13 protein-coding genes are annotated in these 17,477 nt (G+C 72.1%); 4 read left to right on the top strand and 9 right to left on the bottom strand.

Translation table 11 applies throughout. The features are described from left to right. Positions 1-12 precede the first annotated feature (12 nt). From ACFRU2_RS24895 to ACFRU2_RS24880, 4 genes are all read right to left on the bottom strand, one after another. Positions 13-1,920: an acyl-CoA synthetase gene (locus ACFRU2_RS24895; RefSeq protein WP_382975733.1), complete on the bottom strand. Its 1,908-nt coding sequence runs from the start codon at positions 1,918-1,920 to the stop codon at positions 13-15. After that, positions 1,917-2,876: a fumarylacetoacetate hydrolase family protein gene (locus ACFRU2_RS24890; RefSeq protein WP_382975731.1), complete on the bottom strand. Its 960-nt coding sequence runs from the start codon at positions 2,874-2,876 to the stop codon at positions 1,917-1,919. The genes ACFRU2_RS24895 and ACFRU2_RS24890 overlap by 4 nt, the downstream gene beginning before the upstream one ends. Positions 2,877-3,053: 177 nt before the next feature. Next, positions 3,054-4,634: an MFS transporter gene (locus ACFRU2_RS24885; RefSeq protein ID WP_382975729.1), complete on the bottom strand. Its 1,581-nt coding sequence runs from the start codon at positions 4,632-4,634 to the stop codon at positions 3,054-3,056. A gap of 159 nt (positions 4,635-4,793) precedes the next feature. Beyond that, on the bottom strand, positions 4,794-5,429 hold the full coding sequence (locus tag ACFRU2_RS24880) for a TetR/AcrR family transcriptional regulator (protein ID WP_382975727.1): 636 nt from the start codon (positions 5,427-5,429) through the stop codon (positions 4,794-4,796). A 145-nt stretch (positions 5,430-5,574) separates the two neighbouring features. Between ACFRU2_RS24880 and ACFRU2_RS24875 the strand changes: the two genes are divergently transcribed. Then, positions 5,575-6,591 carry an alpha/beta fold hydrolase gene (locus ACFRU2_RS24875; RefSeq protein WP_382975725.1) on the top strand — a complete coding sequence of 339 codons (1,017 nt, stop codon included), beginning with the start codon at positions 5,575-5,577 and terminating at the stop codon, positions 6,589-6,591. A gap of 116 nt (positions 6,592-6,707) precedes the next feature. Further along, on the top strand, positions 6,708-7,373 hold the full coding sequence (locus ACFRU2_RS24870) for a GNAT family N-acetyltransferase (RefSeq protein ID WP_382975723.1): 666 nt from the start codon (positions 6,708-6,710) through the stop codon (positions 7,371-7,373). Here the strand turns inward: ACFRU2_RS24870 and ACFRU2_RS24865 are convergent. Continuing rightward, positions 7,366-8,112: an intradiol ring-cleavage dioxygenase gene (locus ACFRU2_RS24865; protein WP_382975721.1), complete on the bottom strand. Its 747-nt coding sequence runs from the start codon at positions 8,110-8,112 to the stop codon at positions 7,366-7,368. The two genes, ACFRU2_RS24870 and ACFRU2_RS24865, sit on opposite strands and share 8 nt — an antisense overlap. A 130-nt stretch (positions 8,113-8,242) precedes the next feature. After that, the gene (locus ACFRU2_RS24860) at positions 8,243-9,040 is read right to left on the bottom strand and encodes an N-formylglutamate amidohydrolase (protein WP_382975719.1); all 798 of its coding nucleotides are present in this window, start codon (positions 9,038-9,040) and stop codon (positions 8,243-8,245) included. 142 nt (positions 9,041-9,182) lie between these two features. Here ACFRU2_RS24860 and ACFRU2_RS24855 point away from each other — a divergent pair, with 142 nt between their 5' ends. Then, positions 9,183-9,821, top strand: coding sequence for a peptidylprolyl isomerase (locus tag ACFRU2_RS24855; RefSeq protein WP_382975717.1), 639 nt, complete (start codon positions 9,183-9,185; stop codon positions 9,819-9,821). A gap of 4 nt (positions 9,822-9,825) precedes the next feature. Here the strand turns inward: ACFRU2_RS24855 and ACFRU2_RS24850 are convergent, their stop codons facing one another. Both ACFRU2_RS24850 and ACFRU2_RS24845 read right to left on the bottom strand, forming a co-directional pair. Continuing rightward, positions 9,826-12,282: a SpoIIE family protein phosphatase gene (locus ACFRU2_RS24850; RefSeq protein WP_382975716.1), complete on the bottom strand. Its 2,457-nt coding sequence runs from the start codon at positions 12,280-12,282 to the stop codon at positions 9,826-9,828. Continuing rightward, complete coding sequence (locus tag ACFRU2_RS24845; RefSeq protein ID WP_382975714.1) at positions 12,279-16,307, bottom strand: HAMP domain-containing protein; 4,029 nt, start codon at positions 16,305-16,307, stop codon at positions 12,279-12,281. Before ACFRU2_RS24845 ends, ACFRU2_RS24850 begins: the two co-directional genes overlap by 4 nt. Before the next feature lie 343 nt (positions 16,308-16,650). On the opposite strand from ACFRU2_RS24845, the gene ACFRU2_RS24840 reads away from it, so the two are divergent. Next, complete coding sequence (locus ACFRU2_RS24840) at positions 16,651-17,097, top strand: ATP-binding protein (protein ID WP_382975712.1); 447 nt, start codon at positions 16,651-16,653, stop codon at positions 17,095-17,097. 25 nt (positions 17,098-17,122) lie between these two features. On the opposite strand, the gene ACFRU2_RS24835 is transcribed toward ACFRU2_RS24840, so the two are convergent. Continuing rightward, entirely contained in the window at positions 17,123-17,467 is a 345-nt protein-coding gene (locus tag ACFRU2_RS24835) for an STAS domain-containing protein (RefSeq protein ID WP_274546519.1), read from the bottom strand. Between the last annotated feature and the right edge of the window lie 10 nt (positions 17,468-17,477).

The following is a 17,477-nucleotide window of genomic DNA, read 5'->3' as shown; positions in this document are numbered from 1 at the left end:
GACGGGTGGCGCTCAGCGCTCGGTGAAGGTCCAGTCGAAGGTGTACCGGCCGAGGGCAGCGGCGATCCGGTCGGCGTCGGCGATGTCGGCGGGCCTGGGGACGGTGACCGTCAGTCGTGGTCCGTCGAGGTGGCAGCGGACCCGGTCGGGCCGGCAGGGAAGGCCGATGGCGGCGAGTTCGTCGAGGGCGGTCTGCGTCAGGGTGCGCATCCGCAGCGGGACTTTGGTGGGCTTGCCCACGGCGGTGACCGGCAGGCTGTCCAGGACGATGACGTCCTTGGGTACGGCTGCCTTCTCCTGCAGGAAGGTCCTGGCGTGCGCGATCAGTGCGCCGGCTCCGGTCATGGCCTCGGGTGCTCCCGGGGCGAGGGTGACGTAGGCGATGGGGACCTCGCCGGCGTGCGGGTCGGGGCGGCCCACGGCGCTCGCGCCGGTGACGTAGGGGTGTTGCAGGAGGGCGTCCTCGATGGCGGCGGGGTCGATGTTGTGTCCGCCCCTGATGATCAGGTCCTTGGCGCGGCCGAGGAGGTGGATGAACCCGTCCTTGTCCACGCGGGCGAGGTCGCCGGTGTTGAGCCAGCCGTCGCGCACGGTCGCCTGGACGTCCAGGCGCGGACCGGTCGGGCTGTGCCCGGTGACGTAACCCGCGAACACGGTGGGGCCTTTGACCAGGAGCACGCCCGGTGCGCCGTCGGGCAGGTTCAGCCAGTTCCCCTGGGTGTCGACCAGCGCGGTCCGCACCTGCTGGTAGGGCAGGCGTTGTCCGACGGATCCGGGGCGGTGGTCGGTGCCGGTGAAGCTGCGGGCCGTGGCGCAGGTCGCCTCGGTCAGTCCGTATCCCTCGCAGAGTTCGATTCCGGTGTTGGCCGTGAAGGCCGTGCGGACCGTGTCGGGAAGGGCCGAGGCGCCGACGGCGGCGAACCGCATGGAGCTGATGTCCGCGTCCACGGCGACATGTGCGAGGACGGAGTAGACCGTGGGGACCGCGGACATCGCGGAGATCCGGTAGCGCTCGATGATCTTCCAGATCCGGCTGTAGAGGGCCGGTTCCCGGTAGCCGAGCGGGCCCGCCCACACCACGTGCTGGCCGCGGAGCATGGGGGCGATGAGGGTGACGACCAGGGCGTTGACGTGGAACAGGGGAAGGCCGGCGAACACGGTGGAGTCCTCGCCGAGGAGGGAGTTCGCCGCGATGCTCCACGCGTCGACGACCTGGTTGGTGTGGGTGTGCGCGGCCAGTTTCGGGGCGCCGGTGGTGCCTCCGGTGTGGAAGAGGGCCGCGAGGTCGCCGGCCGTGGGTGGCTGCGGATGCGCCGCGTCCGGGAGTCCGGCCGCTGCGGCGTCCAGATGGCCGACGACGGTTCCCGGCAGGGGTTCCAGGCCGGGGCCGGGGCCTTCGGCGCCGGTGGGCCTCAGTGCGTACAGGGCGGTCGCGTGCAGGTCCGCGGCCACGGTGCGGGCGGTGGCCCAGACCTCGGGATCGAGTTCGGGTCCGGCGGCGACCAGGACCCGGGCCCGTTCCAGCAGCCGGGTGATGTGCTCGGCGGGGAGGTGCGGGTTGACCGGGGCCGCGATGCCGGTGGCCTGGGCGGCCAGGAACGCGGAGGGCAGCAGGGCGGTGTTCGGGGACAGCAGGCCCACGGTGACCCCGCGGCTGACGGCGTGGGAGCGGAAGAGAGCGGCGATGCGGTCGACTTCCGCGCGCAGGCCGGCGTAGGTACGGGTCCTTCCCGATTCCCAGGCGTCGGCTCCCGGCAGGAAGGTCATGGCCGGCCGGTCGGGCCAGAGTTCGGCGGCCCGGGTCAGGACGGCGTAGGTGGAGGCGGGCAGGTGCCGGTCCGCGAGCGCCACCTGTTCGATCGCGGCGAGCGAGCTCGGGGTGGAGTAATCCGGCCACAGGAGGTCAGGGGGCGTGGTCATGCGCGTTCCTTCGCGGTCGCGGCGCGGACCGGGGTCCGCTGGGTGCCGAGGTCCAGGGATGCGTCGGGGGTGGCGATGGAGGTCGTCACCATGTCGCCGGGCTTGAGGTAGGCGGGGTTCCTCTCCTGCCGGGCGAAGAAGGCCCGCCACTTCTTCGCGGGCGGCAGCAGGGAGCCGATGAGTTCGAGGGCCTTGCCCGGGGAGCGCAGGGCGGTCCCCCCGGGCGTTCCCGTCAGCAGAACGTCTCCGGGGGCCATCGTCTGGAAGCGGGCGAGTGCGGTCAGCGCCCGGTCCGGCTTGGTGATCATGTCGGCGGGGGTGCTGTCCTGGCGGATCTCCCCGTTGACCGTGCAGAGCAGCCGCAGCCGGTCCAGGCCCGCGAGGTCCTGCTCGTCGACGAGGACGAGGCGCGGGCCGAGCGGGGTGAAGGTCGGATAGGACTTGCTCTCGTAGAACTGGGTCTTGGGCAGCTGGAGGTCGCGGGCGCTGATGTCGTTGGCCACGACCAGGGCCCCGATGTACTGCGGCAGCGAGCCGGGGGTGACGTCGCTGTTGAGGGGGAGCGGCGCTCCGAAGACCAGACCGAGTTCGACCTCGTAGTCCAGGAGCCGGACGTGCTCGGGGCGGACGATCTCCGAGGCCGGTCCGGTCACCGATCCGGAGGCCTTGCGGAAGAACGCGGTGGGGACCAGGTCGGGGTCGAATCCGGAATCGACCGCGTGCGAGCGGTAGTTCACCATCTGGGCGACCACGCGGCACGGCGTGGTGACCGGGGAGAGCAGCTCGCGCGGGCCCGGCTCCTCCCAGCCGCCCTCCGCTCGGGAGGCCCGCTCGACGGCGGGACGGTCGGCCAGGAGCTCGGCGGTGGTGGCGGCGCCGGTCTCGACCGGACGGATCCGGCCGTCGGCGCGCTGGACCCACCAGCCCTCGGGTGTCCGGACAACGGCTGTGCTCATGGGGTTCTCCTGCTCGGAATGGCCAGGGGTCCTCGGACGGACCCGGCGAGGGGCACGCGCGCGATGAGCCCTCGCACGGTGTGTACGTACGCGGCACGACGGATCGGCGTCCCCTGATGGCGGCGGATGACTCCCCCGCCTAATTGATGAAAGCATCAGTCTTGACCGATCAATCTGTCAACAGTGCTTTTCCTGCGGATGAACGGCGGTCTGCGGTTCCCCGTCCGGGCCCGCGGCGCTCCGATGACGGGCCGGGGCGAAGACCAGGCAGGCGACGGCGGCCACGGCCAGGATCACGGCGATGACGCTCATGGCGTCGGTGAAGCCGTTCATGAAGGCGTCGCGCACTCCGTCGGCGAGCTGCACTCCGCGCTCTCCGAGGCGGGAGGCGACCTGGAGCCCTCCGGCGGCGGAGTGGCGCACCGTCTCGGCGGCGTCGGCGGGGAGCCCGCGGATGCTGTCGGGGAGGGCGGAGCGGTATTGGGAGGAGAAGACCGAGCCCATGACGGCGATGCCGACGGCGGAGCCGACCTCGCGGGTGGTGTCGTTCATGGCGGAGGCCACGCCCTGGCGGTCGGGGCCGAGGGAGTCGACGATCGAGCTGGTGCCGGCGGAGCCGATCAGGCCGATGCCGAGGCCTGCGACGACGAGGGCGACGAGGAAGGCGGGGTAGCCGCTCCCGGCGTCCAGGAGGGTCAGCCAGAACATCCCGCCGGCCAGGCACAGCAGACCCACGGGCAGCACGGCCCTGTAGCCGAGCCGTCGGACGAGCCGGGGCGTGACCTGCGAGGTGGGCAGGACCACGGCGGCGACCGGGATGAGGGCGACGGCGCTCTTGAGGGGGCTGTAGCCGAGGATGAGCTGGAGGAACTGCAGGCCGACGAAGAAGAACCCGAAGACGGCCATGAACTGGGTCATGATCGCGATCGTGCCGGCGCGGAAGCCGCGCAGGAGGAACAGGCGCGGATCGAGGATCGGGTGGCGGCTGCGCAGTCCGAGGGTGACGTATCCGATCAGGGCGAGGGCGGAGACACCGAAGGCGACCAGTGCTTCGGGCCGGGTCCAGCCGCGGTCGCTGCCCTCGATGATGCCGTAGACCAGGGTTCCCACCATGACCGCGGTGGTCAGGGAACCACCCCGGTCGAAGGGCTCCGGCGCAGAACTCCTGGTCTCCGGCGCCAGGAGCAGGGCCGCCAGCGCGCAGACCAGCGAGGTGGCCGCACTGACGACGAAGATCGACTTCCAGGTCCACTGCTCCAGCAGACCGCCGGCGACCAACATGCCGATGATGGCACCGGCGGCGGCGAATCCCGACCAGGTGGCCACCCCGCGGTCCTTCTTCTCGGCCGGGAAGACGGAGGTGATCGTGGACAGGGTGCCGGGCATGATCATGGCCGCACCGATGCCCATCAGGACGCGCCAGACGATCAGGTGGGTGGTGGAGTCGGCGAAGGCGGCGAACAGGGCCGCCGCCCCGAACACCAGATTGCCGAGGATCAGCATCTTGCGGCGGCCGAACAGGTCGCCGAGCGCACCGAAGGGCAGGACGAGCGCGGCCAGGGCGACGGTGTAGCCGTCGGCTATCCAGGTCAGCGAGGAGTTCGAGGCGTCGAGGTTCACGGCGAGGTCCGGCAGGGCCAGATTGAGCGCGGAGACCGACGCGACGACGAGGACCAGCGACAGGCACATGGCGAAGAGCACGCCACGGGTGCCGGCGCGGCCCACTCGGAGGGGGGTGTCCCCGATTGCAGGCTTCATGGGATCCATCGTAACTGAGGTATTCATCAGTTACGATTTCGCCCTCATCCATGGTGGGGGGAATCGGTGGCCCACAACGCGACGAGCGGGTGGAGTCCGCTCCACCCGCTCGCCTCTCTGCATCGCGCTCGGCCCCATCCACGAGGCGGCGCCCCCGCCCTACTGCCCCAAGGCCGGCAGGGGTCGGGTCGCCAGTTCGCGGGCCTCGTCGGCGGGCACGCCGAGCATGCACAGGATCATCTCGGCCGTCTGCTCGCCCGCCGCCTCACCGAGGTCGGTGGTGGCTCCCAGCTGGACCATCCCGAGGACGGCCCCGCCGACGGCACTCAGAGCGACCTGCGCGTCCGCGACGCGGAACCGGCCGGACGCCCTGCCGACCTCCAGGTCGCGCAGGGCGCGCGGGCCGAGGCCGGTCCCGCTGTGCACGTGCTGCAGACCCCGGAAGCGCAGGATTCCCGTGATCTCCGGATGGCTCGCCGCCAGGCGCAGCGCGAGCCGGACACTGGTCGCGAAGGTCTCGGCCGGGTCGTCGATCGACCCCGTCGCGGCATCCAGCAGCTGCCCGTACTCCTCCAGCGCGTCGGCGACCGCCGCGTCGAAGAGGGCTTCCTTGGTCTCGAAGTGGTTGTAGAAGGTGCCGAACCCCACGTCCGCACGTTCGGCGATGACCTGGATGCTCACCTCGGCATTGCCCCGCTCGGCGAGGATGGCGCGGGCCGCCCCGATGAGGGCCTGCCGGGTCTGGGCCCGGCGGCGCTCGAAGCGGTTGACGGGTTGGGGAGACGGCTGCTGCATGGCTCGACTCTAGTCGATACCACAATTGATGGAAGTATCAGCAAACTCCGACCACCTCTCCCGGTACATGGCCGCAACCCATTGACTGATGACTCTCGCGTGACTGATGCTTTCATCAATTACTCACTCCGAGAGAGGACCGGCCATGCCGTCCGAGGGCACCGTGATCCAGCACGCCTACTCCCCGCTTCCCCAGCGGGTCCGCGCGGGGCTGGAGGAGGGTTTCTCCAGACTCGCCGGAGTCGATGAGCTCATCGTCGACCTGCCCCACACACCGCCCCGCGCCCTCGACGCCGACGGCGACCAGGAGCAGCTCGGGAACGTCACCGTCACCCACCGCATCGCAGAGGCTCCCGGCGACGGCGAAAGCGTGCGCTGGCACTACGTCGAGGCAGGACCCGCGGACGGCCCCGTCGTGGTGTTCCTCCACGGCGTGCCCGACTCCTGGTGGCAGTGGCACTACGCGCTCGAGGCGCTCGGCTCCGACCACCACTGCCTGGCCATCGACCTGAAGGGCTACGGCCAGTCGGAGAAGGGAACCGGCGACTTCCGCCAAGAGGGTGTCGCCATCCAGCTGGAGGCCCTCCTGGACCAGCTCCGGATCGAGCGGTTCAGCCTGATCACGCACGACCGGGGCACTCCGGTCGGAGACCATCTCGTGGCCCGGGCGGGCGACCGCGTGGTCCGGTACGGCCGGGGACAGCAGCACCTCTGGCACTTGAACCCCGAACTCCACCCCCAGCAGGCGATGTTCACCTCACCCGAGGCGCCTTCGATGCTGGCCGACGCCCGCCGGTTCGTGGCCACGGCCTACCTCCTGCTCACCGAGCGCGCAGTGAACGCCTCGGACCTCGCGCGCACCGTGCAGGAGTTCGGCCACGACGGAATCAGCACGGCGGTCCCCCGCTACTTCCACTCTTCTTCGTTCCGTCAGGAATGGATCGAGCGGCGCACGCGGCTCATCCCCCGGTGGACATGCCCGGTCCTGCTCCTGCAGGGAGCGGGCGACCCGCTACAGCCCCGCGAGTTCTACACCGACCCCGAGGTCCTCGCGCACCTTCCGGAGGGGAGCGGCGTCCACCTCTTCGACTCGGGCCACTTCTGGCCCTTCGAGGCTCCGGAGGAGACGGTCGCCGTACTCCGCGCGTTCCTCACGCAGTAGCCCCGCGCGGCGATCTTGCGCATGCGACAACCACCCCGCCCATGGCCAAGACCCACCCCCGTTACGTAAGGTCCCTTTGGGGTTATCACTTATTACCTATCGAGGGGGCAGCGGCGATGCCGGACAGCGGGATCAGTGAGCTCGTGCGGATGTGGATCAGCGGCTGGGTGGTGTCCCGCGGCAGCGCGGACCCGGTCGACGAGCCGTGGGGGTGGACGATCGACGTCGGGCAGCCCAAGCACGTCGCCCGGCACGTGCTGCCGGACCCCTCCGAGGCCGATGTGCGCAAGCTCGTCGCCGCCACGAGCGCGCCGGGGACCTGGCTGAAGCTGTTCGCCGAGGAGCAGGCGGTCCTGCCCTGGGTCGGGCCGGGCTGGCGGAGCGACATCCCGGGCTTCTTGATGACCTGTCGCCTCGTACCGGAGCACCCCGAGGTGCCGGCCGGCTACACGCTCACCCGCTGGAACCGGGGCGGCGTCAGCCGGGTGCTGGTCCGTACGCGCGAGGGGCACTTCGCGGCCCGGGGACAGATCGCCCATGCCGTCTCCCCTGCCGGCGCCCATGGCGTGGTCGACCAGGTCGAGACCGCCGCCGAGCACCGGCGCAAGGGCCTCGGCGGCCTGGTGATGCGCACGCTCCAGAACACCGCGTACGAGGCCGGTGCGCGGACCGGCATCCTGGTCGGAACGCCCGACGGCCGGGCGCTCTACTCCGCGCTGGGCTGGACCGTGCACGCCCCGATGACGAGCCTCTGGTACGAGCCCTCGGCGGACGTCAGCTGATGCCGACGGTGAACGCCGCCCGGTAGCCGGCCGCGTCCGCTGACGGGTTCAGGGTCATCGCGGCGCCCGAGTCCCGGTAGCGGCCGTCCCGGGTGTTGGGGTGGGCCGGGGCCTTGCGGCGGGCGTAGGGCTGGAGCGCGTACACGCGGAGGAGGAGTTCCTCGGGGAAGAAGAACTGCGAGGTCGTCTCGGTGTCCCGGTCGGGGCGCACCTTGAAGTGGATGTGGGGCGCCAACCCCCGGTACCAGCCCGGCACGATGGTGCGGAAGGTGCATCGCCCGGCGGCGTCCGTGAGCTGGGTGCCGCGCAGGAAGGTGTCCTTGCCGGTGGAGTAGGCGCCCGAGCTGTCCGCGTGCCAGACGTCGACCGCGGCGCCGGGGACCGGGCGGCAGCCGGCCGATGCCCGGACCACGGTCAGGTCCAGGCGGAACGGCACGCCGGCCCGGCCTTCCGTGATGTCGGACCGCACCCGGTCCAGGTCGAGGTAGTACGGGCCCTCGCCGACTTCCGTGGTCAGCACGCACGCCGGGGTGGGCGATCCCGTTGCGACCGCGGGTGCGGGCCGGGTCGGGGTCTGGGTCGCGTTCGCGGCCGGGGACGCGGGGCCCTCGGGCCGGCCTGCCGCACCCGGGGTGGTCGCCGGACCCGAACAGGCCGCCGCCAGTGCGGCGGCGCCGGCCGATCCGGCGGCCAGCAGGAGGGTGCGGCGGCTGGTCCGGGAGGTGCCGTTCTCCGTCATGCGCACCCCTTCACACGGTTCTGGGGCCGTCGTGGCGGACGGCGGCGGCCGCGCCCACCGTGCCGGACGGCAGCGGCCCGGACCAGGACCGACACGCCCCGGGCCCCCGCGATCCACCGCCCGGACCGGATCAGGTCGCCTGCTCGCCGACGAGTTCCGTCAGGGCCGCCGCCAGCGCGGCGAGGCCGGGACCGGCGGGGCCGCCGGGCTCCGACATGTACGTGTCCCGGCGGATCTCGACCATCAGCGCGCCGACCCGGTCGTCCTTGCCGTAGTACTTCAGCGGCACGTACGTGCCGGCGAAGGGACTGTCGAGCCCGGTGCCGCCGAAGCCCTCGAACGCCTTCCCGGCGGCGGCCAGGAGGGCGGGCGGGGTGTGGAAGGGATCCGTGCCCAGGCAGATCGGCGGCCGGCTGCCCTCACCGTGGAGTTCGTACGGGAGGGGCTCCGTCGGGTACGAGTGCACGTCGATGATCACCGCTCGTCCGGCGGCCTGCAGCCGGTCCTCCACGGCCCGCGTCATCGCCTCCGCGTACGGGTGGAAGTAGCGGTCGAGCAAGGGGCGGACGTCGAACCCCTCGGCGCGCAGGCGCTCCCGGTGCGTGGAGTGCGTGTACACCGCGCCCATGCCCACGGCGAGCATCTCCTCGCGCTCGTCGGGGAACCGCTCCGGGTCGACGACCAGCCGGGACAGCCCGTTGACGAACCGCCACGGCGTGACGGCGGAGGAGGCCGCGGCCGCCGCGGCGATCTCGGCGGTGTGGGAGTCGGTGATGTGGTCGAGCTCCCGGTCGAGCGCACGGTCGGACAGGCGGATTCCCCGGCGGACGGGCTCCGGTATGACCCGCGAGGAGTGCGGCACGTGCAGGATCACCGGCGACGCGGCGGCGCCGGGGAGGATCTCGAAGGGCTCGGGCCGATGGTTCACGTACAGCTCCTCTGTCGATGGCCGGCCCGTGGAGGCGAGCTGCCCGGATCCGCTGATCGAAGGACCCGTACGGCGTTTCTCCCCGGGACGGAGCGGGACACCGGTATCAAGGGCCGGTCCCTGCTCTTGGATTGGAACCCCCATGCTCTCGAACGTTCTCCGCGTGGCCGCCGGCGCCGCACTCGCCGCCGGGCTGCTCACCGGGCCCACGGGCCCGGCCTCGGCCGCCGCCGGCTGTGCGTACACGCCGGACGGGAAGGCGGCCAGGAGCGTGGGCACCCCGCCCGGGGACGTCAGCCGTCTGCGGCCGTACGCGGCCACGCTCCACACCAACCACGGCGCCGTGGTCTTCGAAGCCGACACGGCGAAGGCGCCGTGCACCACGAACTCCTTCGCGTACCTGGCCGGCCGGAAGTACTTCGACGGGACCACGTGCCACCGGCTCACCACCGCGGGCATCTTCGTCCTGCAGTGCGGGGACCCGACCGGAACCGGCTCCGGCGGGCCCGGCTACCGGTTCGCGGACGAGAACCTGACGGGCGCCGTCTATCCGGCCGGCACCGTCGCCATGGCGAACGCGGGACCGGGGACCAACGGCAGCCAGTTCTTCCTCGTGTACCAGGACACCCGGCTGCCCCCGCACTACACCCCGTTCGGAAAGATCACCCGGAACGCCCGGGTGCTGGTCGAGATCGCGAAGAAGGGGACCAGGGACGGCGGGAGCGACGGAGCGCCCCGGCAGCAGGTGACCGTCGACTCCGTTCGGATCGCCGCCCGTTAGACCGTCAGCCGACGCGGATGCCGATCACGCACGTGTCGTCGTCCGTGTCGGAACGGCTCTCGGCGAGGAGGCGGTCCAGCTGGCCGTCCAGGTCCCCGGCGGCGGAGGCCGCCACGCGCACGAGGTGGCCGAGGGACTCCTGCACCGAGGAGTCCCGGCGCTCCACCAGCCCGTCCGTGTACATCAGCAGCGTGTCGTCCGGTTCGAGCTGCACCTCCCGCTCGACGTAGGCGACATCGGGCAGGGCTCCGAGGAGCAGCCCCTCGATGAGCGGGAAGGCCTCCGCCTCCCCGCCGCGGACGAGTACGGGCGGCAGGTGGCCCGCGCGGGCCCAGCGCATCACCCTCGTGCGCGGGTCGAAGAGGCCGCAGACGGCCGTGGCCGTCACGTGTTTGGCCAGGTGGTGCGTGACCGTGTTGAGCCAGGACAGCAGCTGGGCAGGGCCCGCCCCGGTGACGGCGAGGCCGCGCAGGGCGTTGCGCAGGACGACCATGCCGGTGGCCGCCTCGATGCCGTGCCCGGCCACGTCGCCCACCGACAGCATGATCAGCCCCGAGGGCAGCACCACGGTGTCGTACCAGTCTCCGCCGACGAGCGCCTCGATCTCCGCGGGCCGGTAGCGGACGGCCACCCGCAGGCCCGGAGCCTCGATGGCCTGCGGCGTGGGGGGCATGATGGCGTGCTGGAGCTGGAGGGCCAGCCGGTTGCGTTCGGCGGACTCGGCCTCGGTGTGGGCGAGTTGGTCCCTGGTCGCGGCCAGGGCAACCTCGGTCCAGTGCTGGGCGGAGATGTCCTGGTAGGCGCCGCGCACCGCGTGCAGCCGCTGGTCCGCGTCGAGGACGGGCTCGGCGACGACCCGGATGTGGCGGGTGATGCCGTCGGATCTGCGCAGGCGCAGGTTGACCGAGGCGGGGCGGCGGTGGCGCAGGACGGCGCGCAGGAAGCGGCCGAGGGCGGCGGAGTCGTCGGGGTGCGCGTAGCCGGGGAGTTCGCTCAGCCGGACCGGGGGCGCTGTGGGCGGGAGTCCGTGGAGCGCGTAGAGCTGGGCGTTCCAGGTGGTCTCGCCGGTGACGAGGTTCTCTTCGAAGCCTCCGATCCGGCCCAGGCGCTGGGCGTGCTGGAGGAGGTTGGCCAGGCGGGCCGTCTCGTCCTGGATCCGCCAGATCAGCAGGACGGCGGAGCCGTGGCGGCTGACGCTGATGTTCGCGACCGAGGTGAGCGGGATCTGGTCGACGAGCGCGGTCAGGCTCATGCGTTCGGCGCGGAAGGGCTCGCCCGTCGCGTGCACGCGCTCGATGATGTCGAACAGCCCGCTCTCCCCGGCGGCCAGCGGGTAGGCCTCCAGCAGCAGGGCGCCGTTGACGTCGCCTCGCGGCCGTCCCACCGGGTCGACGAAGCGGCTGCCGGTGTGCCTGATCCGGAAGTCGGCGAGCCGGCCGTCGGAGTCGAGGACCGGGGTGAGGACCACGGCCGGGTCCTGAAGGCCCTCGGCGAGGTCGATGAGCTCGGCGACGTCCGGCAGGACCGCGTCGGCCGCCGCGGGGTCGCACGGGGGCGAGGCTTCCATGGTGCGGGCGCACAGCTCGGCGAGGGCCTCGACCTGACGCTCGATCTGGGGTGCCTGCGGCTCCAGGGGCCGCGGCCAGCAGATCTCCAGGACGCCCTGGATGCGTCCGCCCGTCCCCGTGGGCACCGCCATCCGACCGCCGTCGGGCCACTCGGCGCGGCCGATGGAGGGGAGGCCTTCCCGGTCGAGGTCGGTGAGGGTGACCAGCCGGCGCTCCCCCAGCGCGCGGCGGGCGACGGTGGAGACGCCCGGGGGTACGTGGCGCCAGCGGGCGGCTTCCCTGGGCGGGAATCCGGCGTGGCCGGCGAGGGCCAGCGAGCCGTCGGGTTCCGCGGCCCACACGGCCACCGCCACGGCTCCCAGGGGGCCCAGGGCGTTCGTCAGGAGGGACTCGGCGACCGTCTGGGTGTCGGCGGCGACGGCGAGCACTCCGCTCTCGGCTGTGCGCAGGCGCACCGCCACCGTGGCGTGCCGATCGGCCGGGCCGGCCCCGCCGGTGCCCGTACCCGTACCGTTACCTGCACCCGCCCCGGTGCGTTCGACGAACTCGGCGGCGATCTCGCTGACGCGGTCGCGGGAGGCCTGGTTGACGATGTCCGCGGCGAGTTCGAGCGGGGACATGCCGCTCTCGCGGCACAGTACGTCGAGCTGGCGGGCCGCTGCGGCCGGGGTGCAGTTCAGCTGCCCGATCAGGATGCCCTTCGCCAGTTCGACCAGGGCACGCCCGTCGGCGGCCGCCTGTGCCTCCAGCACTTCGCGGCGCAGCCGTTCCACGGTGGCGACGAGGCGCCCCAGCGGCGTCGGGGCCTGCTGCGGCACGAGGCCCGCCGCCCGGTCGGCGTCCGGCGTTCCCGGCCGGCGGGCATCGTCGTGCCGGCGCGTGTCCCCGGTCACCGGGTGAGCCGGCGGCGGATGCGGGCGATGAGGTCGTCTGCGTCCACCGGCTTGGTCACGTAGTCGCTGGCGCCCGCGGCGAGGCTCTTCTCCCGGTCCCCGGGCATCGCCTTGGCCGTGACGGCGATGATGGGCAGGCCCGCGTACTGCGGCATCCGCCGGATCTCGGCGGTGGCGGCGTAGCCGTCCAGTTCGGGCATCATCACGTCCATCAGGACGATGTCGACGCCGGGGTTGCGGACGAGGGCGTCGATGCCCTTGCGGCCGTCCTCGGCATGGAGCACCCGCATGCCGTGCAGCTCCAGGACCCCGCTGAGGGCGAAGAGGTTGCGGGCGTCGTCGTCGACGACGAGGACGGTGCGTCCGGCCAGGTCGCCTTCGCGTACGTGATCGGCGGTCCTGCGGCGGCGCACGTCCCCGTGCACCAGGGGCAGGACGTCTCCCGGCTGTTCGGCGGAGAGGTGGAGCGCGATGCGTTCGCGCAGCTCGTCCAGGCTGGAGAGCAGTTCCACGCGGTGCGATGCGGACCGCCCGCGCAGGGCCTCCTCCTGGCCGGCCCGTACCCGAGGGTTGTTGTGGGCGAGGACGGGCAGCGAGGCGAGGGCCGGGTCTCCGTCGAGGGCGTCGAGGAAGCGGAGCGCCTCGCCGTCGGGCAGGTCCAGTTCCAGGACGACGCAGTGGAAGGAGTGCGCCGCGAGGGCGGCGGCCGCCTCGCGGGATCCGGTGGCGTGGACCACGTGGATGCCGCCCCGCTCCCCCGCCCCCCGGTGGCCGGGGGCGAAGTCCCGGTCGGCGCTCTCGGCGACGAGGGAGAGCAGGCCGTGCGTCCGCTCCTCGATCACCAGCAGGCGGCGGGAGCGTCGCTGTTCCGGGAGCACGGGCTCGCCCGGACGGCCGCCCTGCGCCTTCACCTCTCGGTACGAGGCCCCCGGCGGGAGCGCCGCGGGAGCATCGGCGGAGGAGGCGTCCTCGTAGGCCGCGCGGCTGACCGGCAGGTAGAGGGTGAAGGTGCTGCCCTGGCCGGGAGTGCTCTCCGCGGTGACGGCGCCGCCGAGGAGCTGGGCGATCTCGCGGCTGATGGAGAGCCCGAGACCGGTGCCGCCGTACTTGCGGCTGGTGGTGCCGTCGGCCTGCTGGAAGGCCCCGAAGACCGACTCCAGCTGCTGTTCGGGGATGCCGATGCCCGTGTCGCGCACCCGGAAGGCCAGTATCGGACCGCGCCGGGAGAGTCCGGAGGGGATCTCGGGGGCCGCGGCCGGTTCGATGCGGAGCTCGACGCCGCCGCGCTCGGTGAACTTCACGGCGTTCGACAGGAGGTTGCGCAGGATCTGGCGCAGCCGGGAGTCGTCGGTGAGCAGGTCGTCGGGGGCGCCGGGGGCCGTGGTGACGGTGAAGTCGAGGCTCTTCTGCGTGGTCATCGGCCGGAAGGTGGCGTCGACGTACTCCAGGAGCTGGGGCAGGTGCACCCGCTCGGGGTTGATGTCCATCTTGCCGGCCTCGACCTTCGACAGGTCGAGGATGTCGTTGATCAGCTGGAGGAGGTCCGAGCCGGCGGAGTGGATGATGCCGGCGTACTCGACCTGCTTGGGGGTGAGGTTGCGCGCGGGGTTCTGGGCGAGCAGCTGGGCCAGGATCAGGAGGCTGTTGAGCGGTGTGCGCAGCTCATGGCTCATGTTGGCCAGGAACTCGGACTTGTAGGTGGAGGCCAGCGACAGCTGCTGCGCGCGGGTCTCCAGCTCCTGCCGGGCCTGCTCGATCTCCAGGTTCTTGGCTTCGATGTCGCTGTTCTGGCTGGCGAGGAGGGCCGCCTTCTCCTCCAGCTCCGCATTGGAGCGCTGGAGTTCCACCTGCTGGACCTGGAGTTCCTCCGAGCGGGCCTGGAGCTCGCCGGTCAGCCGCTGGGACTCGCCGAGGAGCTCGTCGGTGCGGGCGTTGGCCACGATCGTGTTGACGTTGGCGCCGATCGCCTCCATCAGCTGGGCCAGGAAGTCGCGGTGGACGGGGGTGAAGGCGGAGAAGGAGGCCAGTTCGATCACGCCGAGGATCTGGTCGTCGACCACGATCGGCAGGATGATCAGGCTGCCCGGGGTGGTGTGGCCGAGCCCGGAGGAGATCACGTAGCCGGCGGGGACCTGGTCGGTGGCGATGATCCGGCGGCTGCGGGCCGCCTGTCCGACGAGGGACTCCCCGAGGGCGAAGGCGGCGCCCTCCTGTGCGGCGGCGGAGCGCCCGTAGGAGCCGACGAGGGTGAGCACGGTGCCGCCGGGGCGGTCCTCGGCGAGGTAGAAGGCTCCGTACTGGGCGGCGACCAGCGGCGTCAGTTCGTCCATGACGAGTTCGGCGACGGCGGCCAGGTCCCGGTGGCCCTGCATCAGGCCGGAGATGCGGGCCAGGTTCGACTTGAGCCAGTCCTGCTCCTGGTTGGCGCGGGTGCTCTCGCGGAGCGAGCCGACCATGGAGTTGATGTTGTCCTTGAGTTCGGCGACCTCGCCCGAGGCGTCGACGGTGATGGAACGGGTCAGGTCGCCCTCGGCGACCGCGCTGGCGACCTCGGCGATGGCCCGGACCTGGCGGGTCAGGTTCCCGGCCAGCTCGTTGACGTTCTCGGTCAGCCGCTTCCAGGTGCCGGAGACCCCCTCGACCTCGGCCTGGCCGCCGAGCCGGCCCTCGCTGCCGACCTCGCGGGCGACGCGGGTGACCTCGGCGGCGAAGGCGGAGAGCTGGTCGACCATCGTGTTGATGGTGGTCTTCAGCTCCAGGATCTCCCCGCGGGCGTCCACGTCGATCTTCTTGGACAGGTCGCCGTTGGCCACGGCCGTCGTGACGAGGGCGATGTTGCGGACCTGGCCGGTGAGGTTGTTGGCCATGGAGTTGACGTTGTCGGTGAGGTCCTTCCAGGTGCCCGCCACGTTGGGCACCTGCGCCTGACCGCCGAGCCGGCCCTCCGTACCCACCTCGCGGGCCACCCGGGTCACTTCGTCGGCGAAGGCGGACAGGGTGTCGACCATCGTGTTGATGACCCCGGCCAGCGCGGCGACCTCGCCCTTCGCCTCCACCATGATCTTCTGCGAGAGGTCTCCGCGGGCGACGGCGGTGGCCACCTGGGCGATGGAGCGCACCTGGCCGGTGAGGTTGTAGGCCATGACGTTGACGTTGTCGGTGAGGTCCTTCCAGGTGCCGGAGACGCCCCGGACCGTGGCCTGACCGCCCAGGTTGCCTTCGGTGCCGACCTCGCGGGCCACGCGGGTGACCTCGTCGGCGAAGGCCGAGAGCTGGTCGACCATCGTGTTGATGGTCTCCTTCAGCTCCAGGATCTCCCCGCGCGCGTCCACGCGGATCTTCTGGGTCAGATCGCCCTGGGCCACGGCGGTGGTGACCTCGGCGATGGAGCGCACCTGGGCGGTCAGGTTGTCGGCCATGACGTTGACCGACTCCGTCAGGTCCTTCCACGTACCGGAGACGCCCTGCACGTCCGCCTGGCCGCCGAGCCGGCCCTCGGTGCCCACCTCGCGGGCCACCCGGGTCACCTCGCCAGCGAATCCGGAGAGCTGGTCGACCATCGTGTTGATGGTCTCCTTCAGCTCCAGGATCTCGCCCCGCGCGGTGACGGTGATCTTCTGCGACAGGTCGCCCTTGGCCACGGCGGTCGCGACCTGGGCGATGGAGCGCACCTGGGCGGTGAGGTTTCCCGCCATGAAGTTGACCGAATCCGTGAGGTCCAGCCAGGCGCCGCCGACTCCCGGTACGTCGGCCTGGCCTCCCAGCGTTCCCTCGGTGCCCACCTCGCGGGCCACCCTCGTCACCTCGGAGGTGAACAGGGACAGCTGGTTGACCATCCCGTTGAAGACGGTGGCGATCTCCCCGAGCAGCCCGTCCGCCGCATCGGGCAGCCGGGTACGGAAATCCCCGTCGCGTACCGCGGTCAGCCCGGCCAGCAGCCTGCGCAGCTCCGCCTCGCCGATCCCGCCCTCGCCCGGAAGCGGAGGCTCCCCGCCCGCCGAACCCGTGCCCGCCCGCTCGGCCATCCGCCCCAACCTCACACTCGAAACCGACACTCCGACGAACGGGACAAGAAGGACCCCCGGCTTCGGGGCGCACCGATGCGCCCTGCACTCCGTGGGGATCCGCCTTCGCCGCACCACCGGTCCGGTGAAGGCTAGCGCCGCCGAAGGGACGATAAGGCACGGTCGATCACACCGGGGACAGTGCATCCCGCCTGCGGGAAAGGGAAGCCGACGGGAGGCCCCCGCTCCAGTCCCGAACTGACCCACGGGCCCGGCGCTTTGGGGAGATCCCGGGTGACCCGGCGGGTTCCGGGTAGACGAACCGGCGGTACTCGCACACCACGGAGGAAACGGGGTGAAGGGGATGGCGGTCAAGGCTGTGGGCTGGGCCCGGTCGTTTCCCGTCGCGGAGGGTGTCCGGGCGGCGCGGGAGTGGACGGCGGGCCACCTGGCGTCGCTGCCGTGGAGCGGTTCGGCCGCCGACCCCGTGTACTCCGTGCTGATCTGCGTCTCCGAACTCGTCACCAACGCGCACCTGCACGCGGCCGGCACCGCGCACCTCGTGCTGACCTGGGACGGCTGCTGCCTGCACGTGAGCGTGGCGGACGCCGATCCGCGGCTGCCCCGCCACCGGGAGCCCGCCGCCGATGCGGAGGCGACGTCGGGCCGCGGGCTGGGGATCGTCAACGCCCTGGCCGATTCCCTGGACGTCCACGCGTGCCACGGCGGGAAGGCGATCACCGCGTGCTTCCGGCCCGGCGGCGGACCGGACCCGCACCACCCGCGTTCCGAGGGCCCGGACACCGGCTGAGCGGCGGGCGGGCGCCGGGAGGGGGTCACGCCCCGGCGGCGGCCTCGACGCTCTCGTGCAGGGACAGGACCGTATCGGCCCCGGTCACCGCGAACAGCCGGCGCAACTGCTCGCCGGGGGCGGCGATGCGCAGGGTCGTGAGGTGGTGCAGCCGCAGGAGCAGGTTCAGGAACGAGGAGTCCCCGAAGGTGATGGAACCGGCGTCCAGGATCACCAGCGGATGCAGGCCCGCCGCCTCGGTGAGGGCCTCCTCCAAGGGAATCAGGGTGTCCTGGTCCAGTTCACCCCGGGCCACCACCACCCAGCCGGCCCCGGCCGGGTAGCCGTCCCCGACCACGTTCTGCCCGTATCCGTCCCCTGCTCCGGTCATGTCCGCCTCC

Source organism: Streptomyces sp. NPDC056883 (assembly GCF_042788835.1).
GTDB classification, from domain to species: Bacteria; Actinomycetota; Actinomycetes; order Streptomycetales; family Streptomycetaceae; genus Streptomyces; species Streptomyces stoeckheimensis.
This window is presented reverse-complemented; position numbering and strand designations above follow the sequence as displayed.